18 protein-coding genes and 1 tRNA gene are annotated in these 20,373 nt (G+C 68.8%); 3 read left to right on the forward strand and 16 right to left on the reverse strand.

Features of this window, described 5'->3' with window-relative positions; all coding sequences use genetic code 11:
• Positions 1-12: 12 nt before the first annotated feature.
• Positions 13-1,221, reverse strand: a complete 1,209-nt coding sequence (locus BLV57_RS09520) for a M14 family metallopeptidase (protein WP_091288277.1) — start codon at positions 1,219-1,221, stop codon at positions 13-15.
• A gap of 116 nt (positions 1,222-1,337) precedes the next feature.
• Positions 1,338-1,925: a TetR/AcrR family transcriptional regulator gene (locus BLV57_RS09525; RefSeq protein ID WP_091288278.1), complete on the reverse strand. Its 588-nt coding sequence runs from the start codon at positions 1,923-1,925 to the stop codon at positions 1,338-1,340.
• 112 nt (positions 1,926-2,037) lie between these two features.
• Between BLV57_RS09525 and BLV57_RS09530 the strand changes: the two genes are divergently transcribed.
• Positions 2,038-2,490 carry a GreA/GreB family elongation factor gene (locus BLV57_RS09530; RefSeq protein WP_091288279.1) on the forward strand — a complete coding sequence of 151 codons (453 nt, stop codon included), beginning with the start codon at positions 2,038-2,040 and terminating at the stop codon, positions 2,488-2,490.
• Positions 2,491-2,559: 69 nt separating this feature from the next.
• Here the strand turns inward: BLV57_RS09530 and BLV57_RS09535 are convergent, their stop codons facing one another.
• The 3 genes from BLV57_RS09535 to BLV57_RS09545 all read right to left on the reverse strand — a co-directional run bounded on the left by BLV57_RS09535 (position 2,560) and on the right by BLV57_RS09545 (position 5,060).
• Complete coding sequence (locus BLV57_RS09535) at positions 2,560-3,519, reverse strand: bacteriocin fulvocin C-related protein (RefSeq protein ID WP_091288280.1); 960 nt, start codon at positions 3,517-3,519, stop codon at positions 2,560-2,562.
• Between the two features lie 384 nt (positions 3,520-3,903).
• Positions 3,904-4,413: a hypothetical protein gene (locus tag BLV57_RS09540; RefSeq protein ID WP_143047022.1), complete on the reverse strand. Its 510-nt coding sequence runs from the start codon at positions 4,411-4,413 to the stop codon at positions 3,904-3,906.
• 570 nt (positions 4,414-4,983) lie between these two features.
• Positions 4,984-5,060: transfer RNA gene (locus tag BLV57_RS09545), tRNA-Thr, on the reverse strand.
• A gap of 142 nt (positions 5,061-5,202) precedes the next feature.
• Between BLV57_RS09545 and BLV57_RS09550 the strand changes: the two genes are divergently transcribed.
• On the forward strand, positions 5,203-6,825 hold the full coding sequence (locus BLV57_RS09550; RefSeq protein ID WP_176968555.1) for a hypothetical protein: 1,623 nt from the start codon (positions 5,203-5,205) through the stop codon (positions 6,823-6,825).
• Between the two features lie 53 nt (positions 6,826-6,878).
• Here BLV57_RS09550 and BLV57_RS09555 read toward each other — a convergent pair whose 3' ends face one another.
• The 7 genes from BLV57_RS09555 to topA all read right to left on the reverse strand — a co-directional run bounded on the left by BLV57_RS09555 (position 6,879) and on the right by topA (position 16,592).
• Positions 6,879-8,072, reverse strand: coding sequence for a DNA polymerase III subunit delta' (locus BLV57_RS09555; protein ID WP_091288282.1), 1,194 nt, complete (start codon positions 8,070-8,072; stop codon positions 6,879-6,881).
• Positions 8,069-10,129, reverse strand: coding sequence for a bifunctional MFS transporter/dTMP kinase (locus tag BLV57_RS09560; RefSeq protein WP_091288283.1), 2,061 nt, complete (start codon positions 10,127-10,129; stop codon positions 8,069-8,071). Before BLV57_RS09560 ends, BLV57_RS09555 begins: the two co-directional genes overlap by 4 nt.
• A 126-nt stretch (positions 10,130-10,255) precedes the next feature.
• Entirely contained in the window at positions 10,256-10,828 is a 573-nt protein-coding gene (locus tag BLV57_RS09565) for a hypothetical protein (protein WP_091289054.1), read from the reverse strand.
• A gap of 13 nt (positions 10,829-10,841) precedes the next feature.
• The gene (locus BLV57_RS09570; RefSeq protein ID WP_245757239.1) at positions 10,842-12,053 is read right to left on the reverse strand and encodes a hypothetical protein; all 1,212 of its coding nucleotides are present in this window, start codon (positions 12,051-12,053) and stop codon (positions 10,842-10,844) included.
• Positions 12,054-12,096: 43 nt separating this feature from the next.
• Positions 12,097-12,894 (reverse strand): ESX secretion-associated protein EspG, encoded by a 798-nt coding sequence (locus BLV57_RS09575; RefSeq protein WP_091288285.1) that lies wholly within the window; start codon positions 12,892-12,894, stop codon positions 12,097-12,099.
• Positions 12,887-13,672, reverse strand: coding sequence for an ESX secretion-associated protein EspG (locus tag BLV57_RS09580; protein WP_091288286.1), 786 nt, complete (start codon positions 13,670-13,672; stop codon positions 12,887-12,889). The genes BLV57_RS09575 and BLV57_RS09580 overlap by 8 nt, the downstream gene beginning before the upstream one ends.
• A 79-nt stretch (positions 13,673-13,751) precedes the next feature.
• Positions 13,752-16,592, reverse strand: coding sequence for a type I DNA topoisomerase (gene topA, locus BLV57_RS09585; protein ID WP_176968556.1), 2,841 nt, complete (start codon positions 16,590-16,592; stop codon positions 13,752-13,754).
• Between the two features lie 254 nt (positions 16,593-16,846).
• On the opposite strand from topA, the gene BLV57_RS09590 reads away from it, so the two are divergent.
• Positions 16,847-17,665: a S1 family peptidase gene (locus BLV57_RS09590; RefSeq protein ID WP_091288288.1), complete on the forward strand. Its 819-nt coding sequence runs from the start codon at positions 16,847-16,849 to the stop codon at positions 17,663-17,665.
• Between the two features lie 2 nt (positions 17,666-17,667).
• On the opposite strand, the gene BLV57_RS09595 is transcribed toward BLV57_RS09590, so the two are convergent.
• The 4 genes from BLV57_RS09595 to BLV57_RS09610 form a co-directional block, all read right to left on the reverse strand.
• Positions 17,668-18,252 carry a hypothetical protein gene (locus BLV57_RS09595; RefSeq protein WP_091288289.1) on the reverse strand — a complete coding sequence of 195 codons (585 nt, stop codon included), beginning with the start codon at positions 18,250-18,252 and terminating at the stop codon, positions 17,668-17,670.
• A 40-nt stretch (positions 18,253-18,292) separates the two neighbouring features.
• Entirely contained in the window at positions 18,293-18,850 is a 558-nt protein-coding gene (locus BLV57_RS09600) for a hypothetical protein (protein WP_245757240.1), read from the reverse strand.
• A 152-nt stretch (positions 18,851-19,002) separates the two neighbouring features.
• The gene (locus tag BLV57_RS09605) at positions 19,003-19,647 is read right to left on the reverse strand and encodes a hypothetical protein (protein WP_143047023.1); all 645 of its coding nucleotides are present in this window, start codon (positions 19,645-19,647) and stop codon (positions 19,003-19,005) included.
• Between the two features lie 114 nt (positions 19,648-19,761).
• On the reverse strand, positions 19,762-20,367 hold the full coding sequence (locus BLV57_RS09610; protein ID WP_091288292.1) for a hypothetical protein: 606 nt from the start codon (positions 20,365-20,367) through the stop codon (positions 19,762-19,764).
• Positions 20,368-20,373: the final 6 nt, after the last annotated feature.

Here is a 20,373-nt window from a genome sequence, read left to right on the forward strand (position 1 = left end):
GCCGAGCACTGACTAGACGGCCGCGTTGATGATCAGATCGACGGCCTTGTCGTTGCGCGCGGTCTGCGCGGGGATGACCGAGCCCGGCGGGTAGAAGCCCGGGTTCGAGCCCTTCGGGTACATCTCGAAGGTGTAGCTGAGGATCTTGTGCGTGCCCCACATCCAGTCGTTGACGGCGCCGTCGGTGATGTAGAGGTCACTCGACTGCTCGGGGGTGTACCCGTTCGTCGCCGCCATCTGCTTGCCGAGCGCGGCGAACTTGTCGTACTCGGCCTGGGTCATGCCGGGCGCGGTGTTGTTGTAGGTCCAGCCGAACGGCCAGAGCACCAGCTCCGAGTAGGTGTGGAAGTCGATGTGCGTCTTGATCTGCTGGACGCCGCCGACCACCCGGCCGTTGACGAAGTCGGCGACCGCCTTCGACTCCGGCGCGGAGAACGCCGACGGGCCGCGGTAGGTCTCGCTGCTCGGGGAACCGGAGGACCCGCCGCAGCAGCCCCACTTGTAGCCCCAGTTGCGGTTCGTGTCGGTGCCAGAGCCCTGGCGGTTCTTACGCCACATGTGATAGGTACCGCCGGAGATGTCGTACTCCGAGCCGTCCGGGTTCACGTTCGGGATCACGTAGATCTCGTGCGTGTCGACCATCTTCTTGATGTTGGCGTCCGTGGCGTAGAGCGAGGTGAACCGCTTGACGATGCGCAGGCACATCTCCGTGGTGAGGTGCTCACGCGCGTGCTGGTTGCAGGTGAACAGCACCTCGGGCTCGTTCTCGTCGGTGGCCACGTTGTCGCTGATCTTGATCATGTTCAGCGCGCGGCCCTGATACGAGTTGCCGACGCTGGTCAGCTTCGCCAGCGCGGGGAAGCTCGACTGCGTCTGCTGCAGCTCGGCCGTCGTCTCGGCGTAGGTGTGATACGCCTGGTCACCCGGCGGGAAGTCGGTGATGGCCGACGTGGCGACGTCGTTCGAGGGAACGCTGCCGCGGCGTTCGACGGTGAACCCGAGCGCGCGCAGCTCCTTCGCCTTCTCGGCGGTGGCGATGACGATCGACGACTCTTCGGTGGATTCGACCATGTCGACGCCGGTGCGGGCGACCGCGGTGCGCAGCTGGGGCGTCGCGGTGCCGAGCACTTCGTAGATGTCGCGTTGCGGTTGCGCTGCCGTCGCCGAGGTGGCCGCGACGGTCATCGACAGCAGGGCCAGCGTGGAGAGAAACGCCGCCATGCCACGTCGTTTGCGCATTCTGCGCCTCCTGATCTTAACCGGACAGGGTGATTCCACCTTGGCCGCAGCGCGGGAGAAGGAACAATACGTAGCAATACGGATCTTTTTCGCCTCTGCTACCCGTAGTTCGCCAGGCACAGCGCGGCGATGTCGGCACGCAGCGCGCGGAACGGCCGCGGCCGGACGCGCTGCTGCACGATCGCGCCCAGCAAGTAGGACAGCAGCGCGCGGGCGCGGTCACGCGGGTCGTCGACGTCGAGCGGAGCGAGCAGCTCCGCGAACAGCTCGGTGACCGACACCAGCATCGCGTCGATGGCCTCCGGATGCCGCGCGCGGTCGGCGGCGATCCAGTACTCGAACCAGAGGAAACCCGCGTTCGGCTGCTCGGCGAACGTCGCGAGGTAGGCCTTGAGCACGGCGAACAGCCGCTCGTTCGGATCGTCGACGCGCGCGGCGACCGCGCGCAGGGACGCGACGAAGGCGGTGATGTGCGCGGCCATCGCCCGGTCGATCAGCACGTCGATGTCGGCGAAGTAGTAGTGGATCGCGCTCTTGGTGAGCGGCCCGGCGTCGGCGATGGCGCGCACGGTGCAGCCCGCGAGCCCGTCGCGGGCGAGCACCAGCCTCGCCGCCTCGACGATCTGCTGCTGCTTGTGCAGCTGGTTGGGCGACAGCTCGGTACTGCGGCCGGGCGCGACGCTCACGGAGCGCTCCTCTCGGACTCGGAGTCCTGAACTCTAGGACACCGGTCCCAACCTGATCGAGACACCCGAATACGGGCTGCGCGAGCGGCCTCGACAGCGGACAATGCCACGCATGGTTACATCCGCGACGGGCGGCCTGAGCCCTGAAACCCGCGAACAGGTGCTCAAAGAGCTGACCGACCTCCGTGCCCAGCGTGCGCAGAACACGCCCCGGCTCGGCGAGGCCGACAAAGCAGGCGACTCCGCCGACCAGGCGGACGCGCTCGAAGCACATGAGGTCGCCGCCAGGCTCGACCGCCGGATCGCGGAGCTCGAAGCGTTGCTCGAACACGGCCCGTCGTCGCACCTGCTGGCGGACGGCACGGTGGTGACGCTGCGCTTCAGCGACGGCGAAGAGGAGACGTTCCGCGTGGTCACCTTCCCCGGCGACGCACCGGATCTGCTGACCTCGGACAGCCCGCTGGGGCTCGCGCTCGTCGGCCGGAAAGCGGGCGACGAAATCAGGTATCGCACACCGCGTGGCGAAGCGACCGCCACGGTCGTTTCACTGAAGGCACCCCACTAACTCGGACGAGTGATTCCACGAAAAAACAGGGCCCCTCGGGTGAGGGGCCCTGTTTTTTCGTACTACGGCTCAGTGCTTGGCGTCGGCAGGGAAAAGCCACAGCGGGCCATAGCCCGACGTCATTTTCGCGATCGGCCCGAGGCACGGACCCTGGCAGCCGCGGATCCGGTCGGAGCAGTCGCATTCCAGGTCGAGCGGCGATTCGACCGCCTGCGCCTGGAACGACTTCGTCACGGCGGCCTGGCCACCGAGCGACGCCAGCAGCTTGAAGGCGTCGGACGGCCCGAACTTCTTGACCGCGTCCTCGTACAGCGAGGTCAGCTGCTTCTTCGTGCCCGCCTTGGGCTCGCCCTCGAAGTTCGAGACCACCGTGGCGAGCGCGACCGCCTGCGTGATCACCGCGGTCTGCCCCGCCGAAAGCCTGCCGTTTTCGCCACGGAACCGGTTGAAGTGCTCCATCCAGAGCTTGCTCTTCGCCTCCGGCGCCAGCGCCTCGAAAATAGCGCGGCGATAAGCGACCGGATAACGCGAGAATTCGTCGTAACCCGTCGGCAGCTTGGCGCGGTTCTTTTCAATCCAATTGCGTCCCTTGGCGGGCGCCTCGGGAGCGGCACTGGCGATTCCCGCGGTCAGCAGACTGCCCGCGACGACAATTCCACCGGCGAGCTGAAGAAAGCCCGCGCGGCTCAGTTTACCGGCCTTGCCCGTCAATTCCCCGGCGTCGCGCAGCTGCCCGAGCGCGCGCACGACCCGCACCGAGGAGGCAGGCCCGAGCCTGCGCACCAGCGCGGCCCCCATCGCCTTGCCCGTCCACGCGCGCACCTGCTCGCCACGCACCCTGAGCAACGTCGGCGCCCACGGCGCGGCGTAGCCCAATGCCTGCTCACGCCACTGGCTCACTTCATCGTGGCTCAGCGACATGACCTCGATCCGGCCGTCGCAGGCCCGCTCGACGACGGTGGAGATTTTCCGGCACGTCTCACACGACGCGTCGAAAGCGAGCACCCAGCGCTCAGGTCCGATCCCCATGTTTCCTCTTCTTCCTGCCGTGACCGACCCACCCCAGACGACAGGCAGCGACACAGAAATACATCAGAGAGAAATGTATTGACAGCCGCCTTCGACTGGCACCACTTTACTGGAGGACCGACTGGGCGCACCAGCCTCGTTAAGAGTGAACAAACCCCTTCACGAGAGTCCGCTGGCATGATCGAAGCACCCCGAGTCGGCGTTACCGTTTTCTTCGAAAAGTGACCAAGCTCGTCCCGGCCCGGTAACAATGTGGCATGGGTGAAGAGCGGTCCGTCAGCGACGGCGAGGCGAGACGGGTGCTGTGCTGCCGCCCGCCCGGTCAAGGGCACACCGTGGCCGGACGCCGACGGAGAGTGGCGGCAAGTGATCTCGTCGCGGTAGTCACTCGGTGACGGCGGACGCCACCTCAACCTGGCGAGCAAGCCTGAGCAGCCCAGAGGCCCGGAAGTACTCACCGCGATGCTCAGCCCATTGCGCCGGAGTGAGCCGCTTCTCAAGCTCACGCATGCACTCTGCCAACGCCTCGCGCTCTTCCACCCCAAGCGCGCCCGCGGACTCCAGGCAAGCGTCCACACAGGACTTCAGCTGCTCGGCGACCGGATCCCCCGGCACCACCAGCGGCGCGAGCTTGCGCCGGCTCTCGAACATCACGGCGTGCAAAGCAGCCCGCCGCTCATCCCCATGCCACCGCGTCAGGTAGTGCGGGTTCTCCTCACCCGCCGCGGGCCGCCGACGCCCAGCCCGCTTCGCGCGCAGCCGCATCTCCCCGTAAGCGCGTAGCTCAGCGTGCCAAGCACCCCGGCTCGCCTCGATCACCTCGAGCGCCCGCATCAAGGCATCCTCGTCAGGCCGCCCCTGAAAAGCCCCGGCCCGCTCCTCCAGGAAGCTCAACGTGGCATGAAACCCAATGGGCCGATACAGCTGCACACAACTCCGCAGCGCCCCCACCCGATGCCGATAGGGCAGCCCCCCAGCCCGCACCCGCCGCGCAAAGTTGCCAAAACTCACCCCAGCAACCTACCCACCACCCCGCCACCCCACCCCCCGAAACCCAAACCCACCCCACCCGCACCCCGACCACATGGAGTGAGTCGTGCGCGTTGCGGGCGCTTAGAACCGCCCGCAACGCGCACGACCCAAGTCCCCCAGCCCAACCCTCGTGAGTGTTCCAACCGGTTCTAACCGGCCAAAACACTCACGACCCAAACGAACACGCCCCAACCGGCAAGACCGCCGACCACACACCCACCAGCCGGCGGCGAAGCCGCTCGGCGAACCCAAGAATCGAGAGGTTCCCACGCCACCAACCCCCGAGCCCCCATGAACCGGAGGGCAACCACACAACTGAGGGGGGTCCGGGGGACGCAGTCCCCCGGCGGGGGCGTGGGGGCTCGGCCCCCACATAAACACGCGGAACGAACAATGGCCCGCGCCCTCCGCGGGCACGGGCCACCGACTGAGTGGAGCCGCCTAGGGGAATCGAACCCCTGACCTATTCATTACGAGTGAATCGCTCTGGCCGACTGAGCTAAGGCGGCGTGATCGAGGTGGTGACCTCGTTCGTGGACAAGTGTAGCGGGTAGGTTTCGCGTCACCTTCCGGGCCCCACCTCGTTAGGGTGCTATGACGCCGGTCTCAGTGCCGTTGACCGGCACACGTCGCGTTGGAGGACTGGAACGTATGCGGTCAAGCCTGCCTCGCAAGTTCGCTCTGCCGGTGACGGCCGCGCTGCTGGTGTTGTGGTCCGCGCCCGCGATGGCGCAGCAGATCCCGACGACTCCGATTCCGGAGCCGGCGGATCCGGGGCAGGCGCCGATCACGTCGCAGCCTTATCCGCGTCCGCTGGGGCATGCGGTGGGTGACGCGGGGTCGGCGCTGGGGATGGTGCGGTTGCTGCCGAACGCGGTGCCGACGGGCACGATCTTGCCGGGGTATGGGGACAAGCTGCCGAAGCAGTCAGCACTCGAGGCGGGCATGGGTCTGTCAAGCGCGCAGGCGAACTCCGAGGCTTACCTCGCTTACGAGAAGTCGATCGCGCAGGCTTCGCCGTTCGGATTGTCGATCGCCGGTAAGGCTCCGCAAGCTCCGGGGAGCCTCGTGCAGACGGCGCTGCCGGACAACGAGCAGCCGCTCAGTGGCGGGTTGAACGGTCCGCAGAATCCGCTGCTCAATGTCGGGCTGCTGAATGGTCAGGTGCACGCGAGGTGGAGTGACACGCTCGGGCCCTGTGTCGGGACGATCGCCGACGCGAGTACGTCGGTGGCCAGCCTTTCGCTGCTGAACGTGATCCCGACGCTGCCGCAGCTGCCGATGGGCGGGCTCGGGGTGCCGAACCTGGCGAGCGGGTTCGATCCGGCGAAGGGGTTGCAGAGCCTCGGTGGCCTGCTGCAGGGCGGTGGGCAGACCGCGGCGAACGGGTCGCTGCTGAACCTGCCGAACACCTTGTCCTCACGGTCGATCGTGCGGCTGGTGGACATTCCGGGCTCGGAGAAGAAGGCGGTCGAGTCGATCTCGACCTTGCAGGGCGCGGACATCCAGATCCTCAAGGGGACCCCGCTGGAGCTGTCGGTCAAGATCGCCAGCCAGCCGACGCTGCGGGTGCTCAACACCGGCGACAAGAAGACGTCCAAGGTGGACTACACCGCGCCGGTGATGACCATCGAGCGTGGCGGGAAGGTGCTCTACACGCTCGACGCGGCGCACCCGACCAAGGACATCCCGATCGGGCTGCCGCTGGACGGGCTGTCGCAGCAGTTCGGGCAGGTGGACAGCATCCCGGTGGTCGGCGGGCTCGTCTCGACGCTGACCAAGGGTGTGCAGCAGGTCGGCGACACCACGGGCAAGGTGCTCGACCTGGGCGTCATCAAGCTGAGCATCGCGAACCTGACGCAGAAGAGCCTGGACATGACCGAGCCGTTCAAGGGCTTCCAGCTCGCGGCCTCGGCGCGGATGTTCGACCTGCAGGTGCTGCCGACGACGAAGCTCAAGGAACTGCTGGGCGACAACGGGAAGGACCTGCCGTCCTCGCTCGCGCAGATCTCGCTCGGTGAGCAGATCGCCCGCGCGTACGCGCCGGAAGGCGGCGTCGAATGCGGCACCGAGCAGGCGCCGCCCGGTGGCGGCGAACAGCCGAAGAGCCCGCCGAAGAACCTCGCGTACACCAGCGGCGCGTACAACGCGGTGCCGATGTTCTGGACCGGGACGGCGCTGCTGCTGCTCGGCGTGGTGATGGTCGCGGCCATTCCGCGCCGCAGGACGCCCGCGCCGGTGCCGTTCAAGCCGTCGCCGCGGCCTAGGGATTAAAAAGCTCGTGCGCGTTGCGGGCGGTTAGAACCGCCCGCAACGCGCACGAGCCCTTAACCCTGGCGCAGTGTAGTGATCATGGCCTCTACCGCGATCCTGGGTTTGACGTTCAGCCCGATGGCTTCACGGCATTCCAGGACGGCTTCGAGCCGCCGCAAGGTGGACTCGGCCGTCCACTGGGACGCGGCCGTGGTGATCTCCCTGGCATGGTCGGGGTGCGTCAGCACGGCGCCCGACCGGCTCGACGTGATGAGCACGTCCCGGTAGAAGCCTGCGAGGTCGATCAGCGCGAGGTCGAGCGTGTCGCGCTGGGTACGCGTCGCGCGTGACTTCTGCTTCTTCTCCAACGCCTTGACTGCCGCCTCGGCGGCGCGTTTCGCACCGGCGACACCCTTGCCGACGCCGTCGCCGCCCATCGCGGTGCGCAGCTCGGACTTCTCGTGCTCGTCGCGGTCCTTGCTGGCGCCGGTCGCGTCGGCTTCGGCGGTGCTGATCAGCTGGTCGGCGCTGGTGAAGACGTCGCCGGGCCGGTTGAGGCCGAGCGGGATGCGCAGCACGGTCGCGCGGCGGTCGCGGGCGCCCTCGTCGGTGGCGAGGCGCCGCGCGCGGCCGATGTGCCCGCCGCAGACCGAAGCCGCCCACTGGGCGAGGTCGTCGGGGACCTGGTCGCGCTCGATCAGCACCTGCGCGATGGCCGAGGGCGGCGGCGTGCGCAGGTTGATCAGGCGGCAGCGCGAGCGGATGGTGACCGAGACGTCTTCTGGGTGATCCGAGGGCGCGCAGAGCAGGAAGACCGTGCGGTCCGGCGGCTCTTCGACGGCCTTGAGCAGCGCGTTCGACGCGCCTTCGGTGAGCCGGTCGGCGTCCTCGATGATCACGACCTGCCACTGCCCGGTGGTCGGGCGGCGCGCGGCGGCCTGCACCAGCGCGCGCATCTCGGCGACCGAGATCGACAGGCCTTCCGGGACCACCAGCCGGACGTCGGCGTGCGTGCCCGCCATGGTCGTGCGGCAGCCGGTGCAGGAGCCGCAGCCGAGGCCGGTGCTGCACTGCAACGCGGCCGCGAACGTCCGCGCGGCCGTCGAACGCCCTGATCCCGGCGGCCCGGTGAGCAGCCAGGCGTGCGTCATCGCACCGGAGGCGGCCTGCTCGCCCGCCACGATCTTGGCCGCCGCGGCTGCGGCCGCGGACAGCGTCTCGACCGCTGGTTCCTGCCCGACGAGCTGGTTCCAGACGCCGATCGTCACTTGGTCTCCAACACGGCCTCGGCGGGCGCGAGCCCGGACAACCGGCCGATCAGCATCGCGCGGACCGCGGTCCGCACTCGCTCACCGACCTCTTCTTCGGTGCCGTCGGCGTCGACCACGACGTAGCGGTCGGGGTCGGCCTCGGCCATCTCGGTCAGCAGGTGCTGGACCCGCCACTGGTCCTCGAGGTTGCTCGGCTTGACCTGCGCGACCGTGCCGGGGTCGGCGTCGAGCAGGACGGTGATGTCGGGACGCAGCCGCCCGGTCGCCCAGTCGGCGAGCGCTTCGAGCTCGTCGGTGTCGAGCCCGGCGACGGCGGACAGGTGTGCGAGCGGCGAGTCGACGAACCGCTCCATCACGACGACCGAGCCCGCGTCGAGCGCGGGCTGGACGTCGCGTTCGACGATGTCCGCGCGCACCGCGGCCGCGGCCAGCGCCTGAGCGCGGGCGCCGGTCAGCGAAGCGCCGGAAACGAGGGAGACCAAGCGCTGATCGTCCAAGGCCGGGTCGGCGGCCAGCACGACCGGGCGGGTGCCGGCGCGCAGCCATTCGGCGAGCCGCGACGCCTGGTTGGCCGTGTTGATGACCGTGGTGCCCTCGACCGCGATGAGCAGGCCGTTCACCCGGCGCGGGCGCCTGCGCAGTGCGTTGCGCAGGTCGGTCAGGATCGGCTCGGTGCGGCGCGAGTCCATCTGCCGGTAGGCGATGATGCCGAACAGCGAGGCCAGCAGCGCGCCGCCGATCATCACCGGGCGGGTGCCGTCGATGATGATCTCGCCGCCCCAGCCACGCACCTTGGTGGGCGCGACCAGGCCGACCAGCAACGGCACCAGTGCCAGCGAGCCGCCGAGCACCACCTTGAGCAGTGACTGGTAGATCGCGTTGATCCGGCCGCGGATGGAGTCCTCGATCTGCGAGCCGATGATCGTGATGCCGGTCAGGAACGCGATGCCCGCGCAGGCGCCGACCAGCGACACCGCGACCAGCGACACGGACAGATGCGGCGAGAGGCCGACCAGCAGCAGCGCGATCCCGGCGAAGACGATCGCGACGCCGAACAGCCGGTCATGCGGCAGCCTCCTGGCCAGCTTCGGCGCGCTGCCCATGCCGACCACCAGCCCGAGGAAGACGCAGCCGACCAGCAACCCGAACGCCGACTGGCCGGCGCCGAGGCTGTTCGCGTACGTCTGGCCAGAGCCGACGACCGCGCCGCCCGCGGCGAACGCGCCGGTCATGCCGATCAGCAGGCCACGGACCAGCGGGGTGCTCTTGATGAACTTGACGGCGTCGGAGAACATCGCGCGGATACCCGGCGAGTCGTCCTTTTCGGACTTCTCCTTGGCACGGGGCGAATCGTGGACGCCGCGAAGCGAAAGCTCGGGGATCCTGGTCAGGATCGTGAGCGCGCTGGTGAGGTAGAGGACGCAGGCGACGCCGAGCACGATCTTGAGGGGCCCGTGGTCGCCGAACAACGTGGACGGCAGGTGCAGCGTGGTCTTCGCGCCGGTGATGATCGAGAACAGGCCCAGTCCGGTGACCACCGAGATGCCGTAGGTCATCACGAGGCCCAGCTGGCCCGCGGTCTCCACCTGGATCGGCCGGCGCAGCAGGTTGGGCACCGCCGCGTCCTTCGCCGGGATCCACATGATCGCCGCCGAGCTGACGGCGAAACCGCTCAGGTAGATCCAGATCGGCGAGTCGAAGACGATGACCGAGAACAGCAGGGCCGCGCGCAGCACGTCGGCGACGACCATGATCTTGCGGCGGTCGAAGCGGTCGGCCAGCAGGCCGCCGATCGGCGCGAACAGCAGGCCGGGCAGCAGGTTCGCCAGCACCACGCTGCTGAACGCGAAGTTCTTCGCGGTGTAGCTGCTCGCGATGCTGTTGGCGAGCCCGGCGAGGCCGAACAGCATCATCCAGTCGGCGGTGCTGCACAGATACGTGACGCCCCAGAGCCGCCGGAACGGCTTGATCGCCAGCACCCGCCTGACCCGGTGGATGGTGGATGCGTCAGAACCCGCCGGCCCGCCGGAGCCGACGTCAGGCACTGTCCGCACACCCTCGCTGATACGCCCACCCCACTAGTAACGGCAGCGTCGGCGGACCCCGAGGAGTACCCCGACCGTGTGGCCAGGGTATCCCGGTGGACAGTGCGTGCGCGGGATGGGCCCTTCGGGTGACCGTTACGAGAAGATGCCGGCGATGCTCCCGAAAAGGCTCACAAGCAGCTGAATCGCCACAATCGCGAAGACGATCATGAGCACCACGGCCACGATCACGCCTGCCGAGTTCGACGACGGCTTGCTGAGTTTGAGCGTCGGCAGCCTGCGTGACGGCGGCCGCTTCCTGGGCACCTCTTCGTCCTCATCGGACACGGGCTCGGCGGCGGCCGCGCGGCCCTTCGGCCACTTCGCCTGCCGGAGGATCTGGGGCGTGCGCACCGGCCAGGTCCGCTGCTGCGGCAGCATGCCGAGTGGCTGCTCGACGGGGACCTCACCCGGCGTGAACGGTTGCGGCAGCGCCGACGAGGGCGCCGCGCCGTTGCCATCGCCGTTCTTCTGCTCGGCGAGCAGCGCGGCGTTGACCATCGCCCGGACGGCATCGGCGTCCGGCTGCACCGGGGTGGCTACCCGAAGACGTGGGTGTTCGTCGCCTGCCTGCGGGCCTGCCCCGGCCAGCCCGGACAGCGGATCGGCGAACGTGTCCTGCGCCAGGGGTGCGAAAGTGCCGTCTCCATCTGGAGTGCGACCTGTCATCGTGACCACCTCACTACGGAATGTCGTGCCCTTCCAGGGTAGTGGGCGGCGTCGATTCCACATCCACCCAACGGACCAGATACGCGTCACGAGCGGCGAGACTTTTGGCCACTTCGTCAAGTAACGGTTCGAAAAATGCTTGACGATAGCGGGTGTCCGTCGCCGTCGAAGCCGCGAAGTACAGCCCGGAGAAGCCGCCGAGGAACAGCGAGACCTGCACCAATGCCGACTTGACCGGCAGCGGGACGCCGAACAGCGAGCCGGGACCCGACTCGCGGCCCGCGTACAACGTGATCACCTCGGGCTGGAGGATCAATGCGCCGAAGATGATGAAAAACAAGAAAACAAGGACCGCGAATGCCACTATCTGGACGGCTTCGGTGAAAAAAAGGACGAGCAGGACGTTCAGCCGCTCCGAAATTCTCAATTCTTGACTACGCTCGGTGATCTTCGCATTTTCGAATGGAGTACCCCGGAGCAGCGCTGATCGATCTCGTAGCGGACGGTGTCCGGACCGCAGCTCGCGCATCTCGTCGACGAGCATCCCGGCGAGGAACGCGGCGCCCACCGCGCCGAGGAAGAGCAGCGCCATCCACAGCTGGAACCGGCTCAGCCGCTCCACTGCCTGCCAGAGCTCGGCGGTGAAGAAGCTGAACAGCACCACCAGCAGCATCAGCGGCAGCGCCCGCGACGCCAGCGACCCGATCGTCTTGACCTGGTCGAGCGCGCTGCGCGCCGCCCACACCAGTATCGAGCCGATCCCGATCCTGACCAGCAGGTTCAGCCCGATCGCGATAGCCGCGTTCTGCCCCACGAAAGCCCAGTACGCGTTCTCGAGGCCGGTGACCTTCTCGAGCAGAGGCACGCCGAACACCCACAGCGCCACGAGCACGACCGCGGTGATCCGCTGTGTCCGCTCCGGCTTGGTGTCCAGCCACCTCGCCATGAGCCAGCCCGCGACCGCCGGAACGGTGGCCGCCGCGAGCAGCAACGCCAGCACACCCACGGCGTACCCGGTGCTGCCCTCGTCCGAGACATTGAGCCGGTGGAGCAGGTACGCGCCCAGCGGCTCGAGCAGGAGCAGGTAGACCTGGGCTGGCGCGGACCGGCGGAGCACGGCCCGCTTGCGCCGCGACCGCTCGACCACGAACGGCAGCCCCCGCCGCCGGAACCACGCCTCGGCGGCGCTGCGCTCATGGTCTGACGGTCGTCGGCGTCCCCTCACCGCGCCCATCCTGGCTCACGCCCGCCGCCGTTCGCGACCGCCATCAGGGAAGGCGGGATCGACCTCCTTCCACGCTGATGCGGAAGAAGGTCTCGCACATCTCGTCGGTCATGCCGATCAGGAGCAGCTCGCGCGAGCGGTCGCCGCCGCCCCACTCGGCCAGCGCGTAGCGGCCGATGTCGGTGTCGACCAGCACGAAGCCGTGCTCGGGGAACTCGGCGCAGAGACCACCGAAGGCGACCAGGTCGATCACCGTGGTGCCGCTGCGCGGGCGCTCGAGCAGGTCCATCACCTCGTCGACCTTGCCGGAGTGGGCGACGTCGATGGTGCCGTCCTCGCTGACCGGCACGCGGACCATCGCCGCGCGACCCGGCGGGGCCTTCGGCAGGCGGGCGACGATCTCCTCGGGCAGGCGCACGTCGGCGCCGCCCTTGAAGTCCCAGCGCCGGTCGGGATGGCGGACCTGCACGAGCAGGCCGCCCTCGTCGTCGGAGTACGCGCGCAGGTCGAGCACCCCGGGAAGGTCCTCGTACACGCCGGTGAGCACCGCGCGGACCGAACCACGCAGCAGCACCGAGAAGAACTGGAAGCCGCTCTCGTTCAGCTCGCCGTGCTCACCGGCGCCCATCTCCTCGAGGAAGATCGCGCGCTGGATGTGGCGCTCGGCGTCGGCGATGAGGTCGGCCGGGTCCTCGGAGTAGACGCCGAACCGGATCTCGTCGTCCGTCAGGTCCGGCTGGTACTGGTCGAAGATCGAGTGCCGCTCCGGAACGGCGGCCAGCACCGGGCCAGCCGCCAGCTCCATCAGGCCGGTGACCGTGCCGGCGATCAGCTCACGCATGACGCCTCACCGACTCCGCGATCCAGCGCTCGGCGTGCGAGCGGGAGGCCGGGCACCACCAGATGGTCCAGCGGCGGTCGCCGTCGAGCGACGCGCTGAACAGGTACCGGCCGAGATCGTTGTCGACCAGTCCGAACGCGCCGTGCGGGTACTCCGCGCAGACGGCGTCGCGGACCGTGAGGTCGACCAGCACCGTGCCGAGCCTCGGCCGCGCGACCGCCTCGCGCATCGCGGCCAGCGCCTCATGCTGATCCGGTTCGATCAGGCCGTGCTCGTCGGCCTGGATCACGACGATCTCGCCGGGCCCCGGCTCGCGCTCCGGCAGGCCATCGAACACCCAGCCGGGCAGCGTGCTCAAGAAACCGGCACGCAGCCTCGCCTGGTCGCCGGCCTTGCTGAGCACGGTCGTGAAGTCCTCGTCACCGAAGAAGCGCACCTCCCACGGCTCGCGCCGCTCGGCGAACACCCCGGTGACCACGCCGCGGATGAACCCGCCGCGCAGCGCCCGGTACAGCCCGATCGCCTCCGGCGTGACCTGCCCGCCAGGCGCGAGCCCGAGCACGGACATACCGGTCACGAACCGCAGGTACTCCTCGACCTCGGCGACGAGATCGCGGTCGCGCGGCGGCACGCACTCCTCAAGACAGGCGGGGACCTGGAACTGCGGATCGAAGAACTCCATGACCGACGGCCGCTCCGGAACCTCCGCCCGGATCGGGGCGACCACTTCGTCGATGACGTCAAAGACAGCCAGTGTCGAGTTGCTCACGGGATCCATTAAACACCCTGGCACCGACAATTTTTCGCACGAACGTTCGAACCCACCCGAGTGGGTTTCGGGTGGGTTCGAACGTTGACTACTTGGCCGTCTTGGAAGCCGCGGGCTTCTTCGCCGCGGCCGGTTTCTTGGCGGCCGTGGTCTTCGCGGCGGCGGGCTTGCGGGCAGGCGCCTTGCGCTTCGGGGCCGGGCCCTTGGCGCGCTTCTCGGCGAGCAGCTCGGAGGCGCGCTCCGGGGTCAGCTCCTCGATGCTGTCGGCCTTCCGCAGGGTCGCGTTGAATTCCCCGTCGGTGACGTACGGGCCGAACCGCCCGTCCTTGACCACCATCGGCTTGCCCGACACCGGGTCCTCGCCCAGCTCCTTCAGCGGCGGCTTCGCCGTCGCCGACCGGCCACGCTGCTTCGGCTGCGCGTAGATCGCCAGCGCCGCCTCGAGCGTGATGTCGAAGAGCTGGTCCTCGGTCTCCAGCGAGCGCGAGTCCGTGCCCTTCTTCAGGTACGGCCCGTAGCGCCCGTTCTGCGCGGTGATCTCGTCGCCGGACTCCGGGTCCTTGCCCACCACGCGCGGCAGCGAAAGCAGCTTGAGCGCGTCGTCGAGCGTGACGCTCTCGATCGCCATCGACTTGAACAGCGAGCCGGTGCGCGGCTTCGGCTGCTTCGCCTTGTGCGCCTTCTTCTGCGCGGCTGTCGCGCCCTCCGGCAGCTCCTCCGGCTCGGGCAGCACCTCGGTCACGTACGGCCCGAACCGGCCGTCCTTGGCGACGATCTCGTGCCCGCTCACCGGGTCGGTGCCCAGCACGCGGCCCTCCTGCGGGGTGGCGAACAGCTTCTCCGCCAGCTCCAGCGAGAGCTCGTCGGGCGGCGTGCCCTCCGGCAGGTTCGCGCGCTGCGAGTTCCCGTCGACCTCGCGCTCCAGGTAGGGCCCGTAGCGGCCGACGCGCACGACGATCGTGTGCCCGTCCGCGTCGCTGAACAGCGGGATCGAGTTGATCTCGCGGGCGTCGATGTCCTCGACGCTGCCCTCGACCAGCTTCTTGAGCCCGCCGAGACGGCCGATCGAGCCGTCGACGCCCATCTCGCCACCGAAGTAGAACTTCGACAGCCACAGCGTGCGCTGCTCGTCGCCCGCCGCGATGCGGTCGAGCTCGTCTTCCATGCCCGCGGTGAAGTCGTAGTCGACGAGGCGCTCGAAGTGGCGCTCCATCAGCCCGATCACGGCGAACGCGACCCAGGACGGGACCAGCGCGGAGCCCTTCATCCACACGTAGCCGCGGTCCTGGATGGTCTTGATGATCGACGCGTACGTCGACGGGCGGCCGATGCCCAGCTCTTCCAGCTTGCTGACCAGGCTCGGCTCGCTGTAGCGCGCGGGCGGGGACGTGGTGTGCCCGTCCGGGTTGAGCTCCGATGCGGTCAGGCCTTGGTCCTTGACCAGCTGCGGCAGGCGGCGCTGCTTGTCGTCGGCCTCGCCACCGGTCTCGCTGTCGACGGCCTCGACGTACGCCTTGAGGAACCCGGCGAAGGTGATCGTGCGGCCCGACGCGGAGAACGTGCACTCCTCGCCGCTGGTCGCCAGCCCGACGATGCGCACCGACATCGTGGTGCCCTTGGCGTCGGCCATCTGCGAGGCGATCGTGCGCTGCCAGATCATCTCGTACAAGCGGAACTCGTCGGTGTCGAGTTCGCCCGCGACCTGACCCGGCGTGCGGAAGACCTCGCCAGACGGCCGGATCGCCTCGTGGGCTTCCTGCGCGTTCTTGACCTTGCGGGTGTACTGACGCGGGCTGGCCGCGACGTACTCCTTGCCGTACAGCTGCGTCGCCTGGCTGCGCGCGGCGCTCAGCGCGGACTCCGACAGCGTCGTGGAGTCGGTACGCATATAAGTGATGTAACCGTTTTCGTACAGCCGCTGCGCGATCCGCATGGTGCGCTCGGAGGAGAACCGCATCTTGCGGCCCGCTTCCTGCTGCAGCGTCGAGGTCATGAACGGCGCGTACGGCTTGCGCGTGTACGGCTTCTCCTCGACGCTCGCGACCTTGAAGTCACGCCCGTTCAGGCCCTGCGCGAGCCGGATCGCGTCGGCCTCGGCCAGCACGCGGACCTCGCTCGACGCGGACTTGAGCTGACCGTCCGAGCCGAAGTCACGGCCCGTCGCGAGGCGAGCGCCGTCGACGGCGATGAGCCTGGCCGGGAAGTTACGGGGAGTCGCGTCCTCGCCGGCGTCCATCGTCGCGGAGATGTCCCAGTACGACGCCGAGGTGAAGCGCATGCGCTCACGCTCACGCTCGACCACGATGCGCGTCGCGACGGACTGCACGCGGCCAGCCGAGAGCTTCGGCATGACCTTCTTCCACAGGACCGGCGAGACCTCGTAGCCGTAGAGACGGTCGAGGATCCGGCGGGTCTCCTGCGCGTCGACGAGGTCGCCGTCGAGCTCACGGGTGTCGGCGGCGGCCGCCTGGATGGCCTGCTCGGTGACCTCGTGGAAGACCATCCGGCGCACCGGGACCTTGGGCTTCAAGGTCTCCAGCAGGTGCCACGCGATGGCCTCGCCCTCGCGGTCGGGGTCCGTGGCGAGGTAAAGCTCGTCGACGTCCTTCAGCAGCGCCTTCAGCTCGCTGACCTTGGACTTCTTGTCCGGGGTCACGATGTAGAGCGGCTTGAAGTCGTGGTCGACGTCCACGCCGAGCCTGGCCCACGCCTCACCCTTGTACTGGGCAGGCACGTCGGCAGCGCCGCGCGGCAGGTCGCGGATGTGGCCGACCGAGCTCTCGACGACGTAGTTCCCGCCGAGGTACGGCGCGATCTTGCGGGCCTTGGTGGGCGACTCGACGATCACCAGCCGGCGACGCCCGGCGCCGTTCCCGGTGTCGCTCTTCTTCGTCCGTGCTCCAGCCACGCTGTCCCGCTCTCCGCTCATTCCGCTGTTCGACCAGTCAGTGTGCACCGCCTGACCGGGCGGTCAACGCCCAGGTAGGGCAACACGCCGACCGGCTCATGCCAAGCGCATCGCCGTTGACCTCGGCAATGTTTCCTTTCCAGAGCTAGCACGTGATGTCGCACACGTGCCCGCCGGGGGTATCGGTAGCGACTCGCATACCCTCCGTTCGACGGTGGTGGGCGTCACAGGTCGCCGCTTGACTGACTACCACACGCGACCGGAAGGAACCCACGATGACGCGACGCCTGATCGGCATCCTCTTCGCAGCACTGACCACGACCGCGCTGGTCGGCACCGCCGCACCGGCCACCGCGGCCGTCCAAGCCGCGAACTTCGCCGGAACGGTCGCACTGTCGAACTGCTCCGGCTCGCTGGTCAAGCTGGCGGGCGCGGCCGACACCGACCCCGGCCTGGTGCTGTCGAACGGTCACTGCCTCGAATCCGGCTTCCCCTCGGCCGGCCAGGTCATCACGAACAAGGCGTCCACCCGCTCGTTCACCCTGCTGAACGCGAACGCGGGGTCCGCGGGCACGCTGCGGGCGAAGAAGATCGTCTACGCGACGATGACCGACACCGACGTGTCGCTCTACCAGCTCAACGAATCCTACGCCCAGATCAAGGCGCGCACCCGCATCTCGCCGCTGGAACTGGCCTCGACGCACCCGACCGCGGGCAACCACATCGACATCGTCTCCGGGTACTGGAAGCGGATCTACTCGTGCAACATCGACGGGTTCGTCTACCAGATCAAGGAAGGCTCCTGGACCTGGAAGGACTCGATCCGCTACACCCCGGAGTGCAAGACCATCGGCGGCACCTCCGGCTCGCCGATCATCGACTCCGCGAGCGGCAAGGTCGCGGGCATCAACAACACCGGCAACGAGGACGGCGCGCGCTGCACCCTCAACAACCCGTGTGAGGTCGCCCAAGACGGCACCGTGACCGTGCGCAAGGGCACGAACTACGGGCAGCAGACCTACCGCTTCTACGGCTGCCTCAAGGCCAGCGAGCTCGACCTGAAGAACCCCGCCTGCGCGCTTCCCAAGCCGTAGCGTCACCCTGCCCGCTTGGCCGTCTCCGGCCAGGCGGGCAGTGCCGCGGCCGGTGGCGTGCCGATCAGCTCGGCGAAGCAGGCGAGACGGCGGCGGCCGGTCACCTTGATGGCCGGGCCACCACCGCGCGGGCCGACCAGCTGGGCAGGCACGCCGAGCGCCGCCAGCGCGCCGACCAGCGGCTCATGTGTTTCGGGCGCGTCGAGATCGACCGCGAGCAGGTAGGCGTGCGCGGCGGACCGGCCGCAGGCGAGCGCCCACAGCCGCAGCATCGCGCCATCCAGCCGGAACCCCGCCGGAATGGACTTCTCGATGCCCCACTGGCCAGCCATCGGCAGCAGGTCGACCCGGAACGGGGTCCTGACCAGCGGTTCACCCTCCTCGGACGCGCTGACCTCCGCATCCACCCCGCGCCTGCGGCATTCGTGCGCGATCAGGCTCGCCCGCCACGGCTGCTCGACCCGCACGGTCAGCCGCGCGGCCGTCCGCCCGAAGCTCGCCAGCCGCCCCTGGCCGCAGAGCAGCCCGGCGAGGTCGGCGAGCCTCGGTCCGCTGGCCTCGGCCGAGAAGAACGAGATCTGGTCCACACCCCTCAGGGTAGAACACCAGTTCGATTACTGCCTAGGCTCAGTTGCCCTGCCTGGACAGCGGCGAACCCGTTTCACCCGGTGGGGAGAGCTGCTGACAGCTCGGCGCCAGCCTGCTCGCCAGCGCCAGTTCTGGCACGGAGTGCAAACCGCGCATCAGATCCAGCCGCGAGATGTCGTCGAGCGGACCACCCGCGTCGGCGAGCGCCTTCTTGACCGCCGACGGATCCTTGGCGACCTCGAGCCGCTGCCTGGCCTCGGCCGCGCGCGTCCTGATCCCGGTGAACGACTTCGCCGCGTTGTCACGCACGGCGGAGCCGCCCGCCACCGGGGAAGGCCCCAGCTTGGCCAGCGTCGCGAGCGACCCGTCCAGCCCGCCGATCACGGAAGTGAGCAGCTCACGGGTGGTGACGGCGGCTCGCGCCGAGGTGCTGGGATCGACGACCGGCATGGTCGACAGGGTCTGCACCAGGCCGAACGCGGCCTTGCAGTATCCCTCCGCCCAGAGCACCACCGGATCGCCACCGGACCCGGCCGCCGAGCCAGGCCTGACGCTCGCCTGGGATCTCGGCTGCTGCCCGCACGCGGCAAGGGACAAGCCGAGTAAAAGGCAAAGTCCTGTTGATATGGCGGCGAAAACGGTACTCCGCGGCCGCAAACTCGTTGCACCTCCTGCAAACGCTGTATCGAAAACCGTTACCGACGGTACCGATCACACAGCGGTTTGCAAGTCGCCGGGCTGAGCGCGCTTTATCCGGAAATGTTCTTGCAGTTGGGGGCTTTTTCGATCGCGGCGGCGAGCGCGGGTGAGGCCTGGAGATCCTTGAGGGGATCGACGATCGAGTCGGTGATCTCGGCGGCCGTCTGGAGGCCCGCCATCGCGTCGGTCAGCGCCTGCTGGTCACCGGGCGCGGCGGCGTCGAGCTTGGTCTTCGCTGCCTTGACCTTCTCGGCGGCGGGCTTGTAGGCGTCGATGAGCTTCTGCTTCGCCGTGTCGCCGACGGGGTCCGGGGCCTTCGCGAGCTTGCCGAGCGAGCCGACCGCGCCGTTGAGCGCGTCGTAGATCTTGCCGTACAGGGCGGAGATGCTCTTGCGGCCCGCGTCGGGGTCCGCAGGGTCCATGCCGCCGGAGTCCTGGCCCGCGTTTTCGATGGCCTTCAGTCCGGAGAGCGCGCCGCAGTAGTCGTTGACCCAGCCCGCCGGGTCGGTCGCGCCGGACGGCTGGACGGGAGTCGGCGCTGGTGCCGACGTCGCGGAGGAGCCGGAGTCGGGCGAAGCGGCGCTGGACTGGCCGGACGACGGAGGCGCGGCGTCCTTCTTCTCGTCGCCACCGCAACCGGTGAGGGCGAGCGTGAGGGTGAGGCCAGCGGCCACGAGAGAGAGGCTGCGCCTCATTGAGCACTCCTTGGGGACGGGAAAGCCAACCGCAAGGCACGCTACTCGATCACAGCCGCTCAAGGCAGCTACTCAGGGCCCGTCACGGATCGCGACGGGCCCTGAGCTTTTCGCTTACTTCTTGTCCAGCGCCTTGCAGTTCGGCTGGTCCTTGCCCGCGGCCTCGAGCTCCGGGGCGCCCTTGATCTGCTTCTCCGGGTCGAAGCTGCTCAGCGCGGTGCCGACCGACTGGAACGCCAGCGCGGCGGCGGCCACGGCCTGCGCGTCACCGGCGGGAGCGGCGTCGAGCTTCGCCTTCGCGGCCTTGATCTGGTCGTCGACCGGCTTGAGCGTGTCGAGGAAGGTCTTCTTCGCCTCGTCACCGGCCGCGACCGGGGACGCGGGCAGCTTGCTGAGCTTCTCGACGGCGGGGCTGATCGCGCCACCGATGGTCTCGAGCAGCTGGGACATGGCCTTCTGCTTCTCCGCGATCGTGGCGGTCTCGGCAGGCGGCTGGATCTTCGAGGCGTCGAGGTTCGCGAGCTCGGTCAGCGAGCCGCAGAAGTCGTTGACCCAGGCGCCCGCGTTGCCTGCCGGAGCGGCGGACGAGGAGCTGGCAGGGGCGGGTGCCGGCGAAGAGGGCGACGGGGCGGCCGTCGACGGCTTGTCCGCGGAACCGCAGGCGGTGAGCGCCAGCGCCAGGGCGACCCCTGCGCCGGCAAGACTGAGGCTGCGCCTCATGGTGGA

The sequence above is a fragment of the Amycolatopsis xylanica genome (genome assembly GCF_900107045.1).
Lineage (GTDB): Bacteria > Actinomycetota > Actinomycetes > Mycobacteriales > Pseudonocardiaceae > Amycolatopsis > Amycolatopsis xylanica.

What these genes read in the sequence shown, in the direction of transcription:
- BLV57_RS09520 (WP_091288277.1), bottom strand. Translation starts at nt 1,221, where the DNA reads ATGGCGGCGTTTCTCTCCACGCTGGCCCTGCTGTCGATGACCGTCGCG.
- BLV57_RS09530 (WP_091288279.1), top strand. Translation starts at nt 2,038, where the DNA reads ATGGTTACATCCGCGACGGGCGGCCTGAGCCCTGAAACCCGCGAACAG.
- BLV57_RS09535 (WP_091288280.1), bottom strand. Translation starts at nt 3,519, where the DNA reads ATGGGGATCGGACCTGAGCGCTGGGTGCTCGCTTTCGACGCGTCGTGT.
- BLV57_RS09550 (WP_176968555.1), top strand. Translation starts at nt 5,203, where the DNA reads ATGCGGTCAAGCCTGCCTCGCAAGTTCGCTCTGCCGGTGACGGCCGCG.
- BLV57_RS09565 (WP_091289054.1), bottom strand. Translation starts at nt 10,828, where the DNA reads ATGACAGGTCGCACTCCAGATGGAGACGGCACTTTCGCACCCCTGGCG.
- BLV57_RS09575 (WP_091288285.1), bottom strand. Translation starts at nt 12,894, where the DNA reads ATGCGTGAGCTGATCGCCGGCACGGTCACCGGCCTGATGGAGCTGGCG.
- BLV57_RS09580 (WP_091288286.1), bottom strand. Translation starts at nt 13,672, where the DNA reads ATGGATCCCGTGAGCAACTCGACACTGGCTGTCTTTGACGTCATCGAC.
- topA (WP_176968556.1), bottom strand. Translation starts at nt 16,592, where the DNA reads ATGAGCGGAGAGCGGGACAGCGTGGCTGGAGCACGGACGAAGAAGAGC.
- BLV57_RS09590 (WP_091288288.1), top strand. Translation starts at nt 16,847, where the DNA reads ATGACGCGACGCCTGATCGGCATCCTCTTCGCAGCACTGACCACGACC.
- BLV57_RS09605 (WP_143047023.1), bottom strand. Translation starts at nt 19,647, where the DNA reads ATGAGGCGCAGCCTCTCTCTCGTGGCCGCTGGCCTCACCCTCACGCTC.
- BLV57_RS09610 (WP_091288292.1), bottom strand. Translation starts at nt 20,367, where the DNA reads ATGAGGCGCAGCCTCAGTCTTGCCGGCGCAGGGGTCGCCCTGGCGCTG.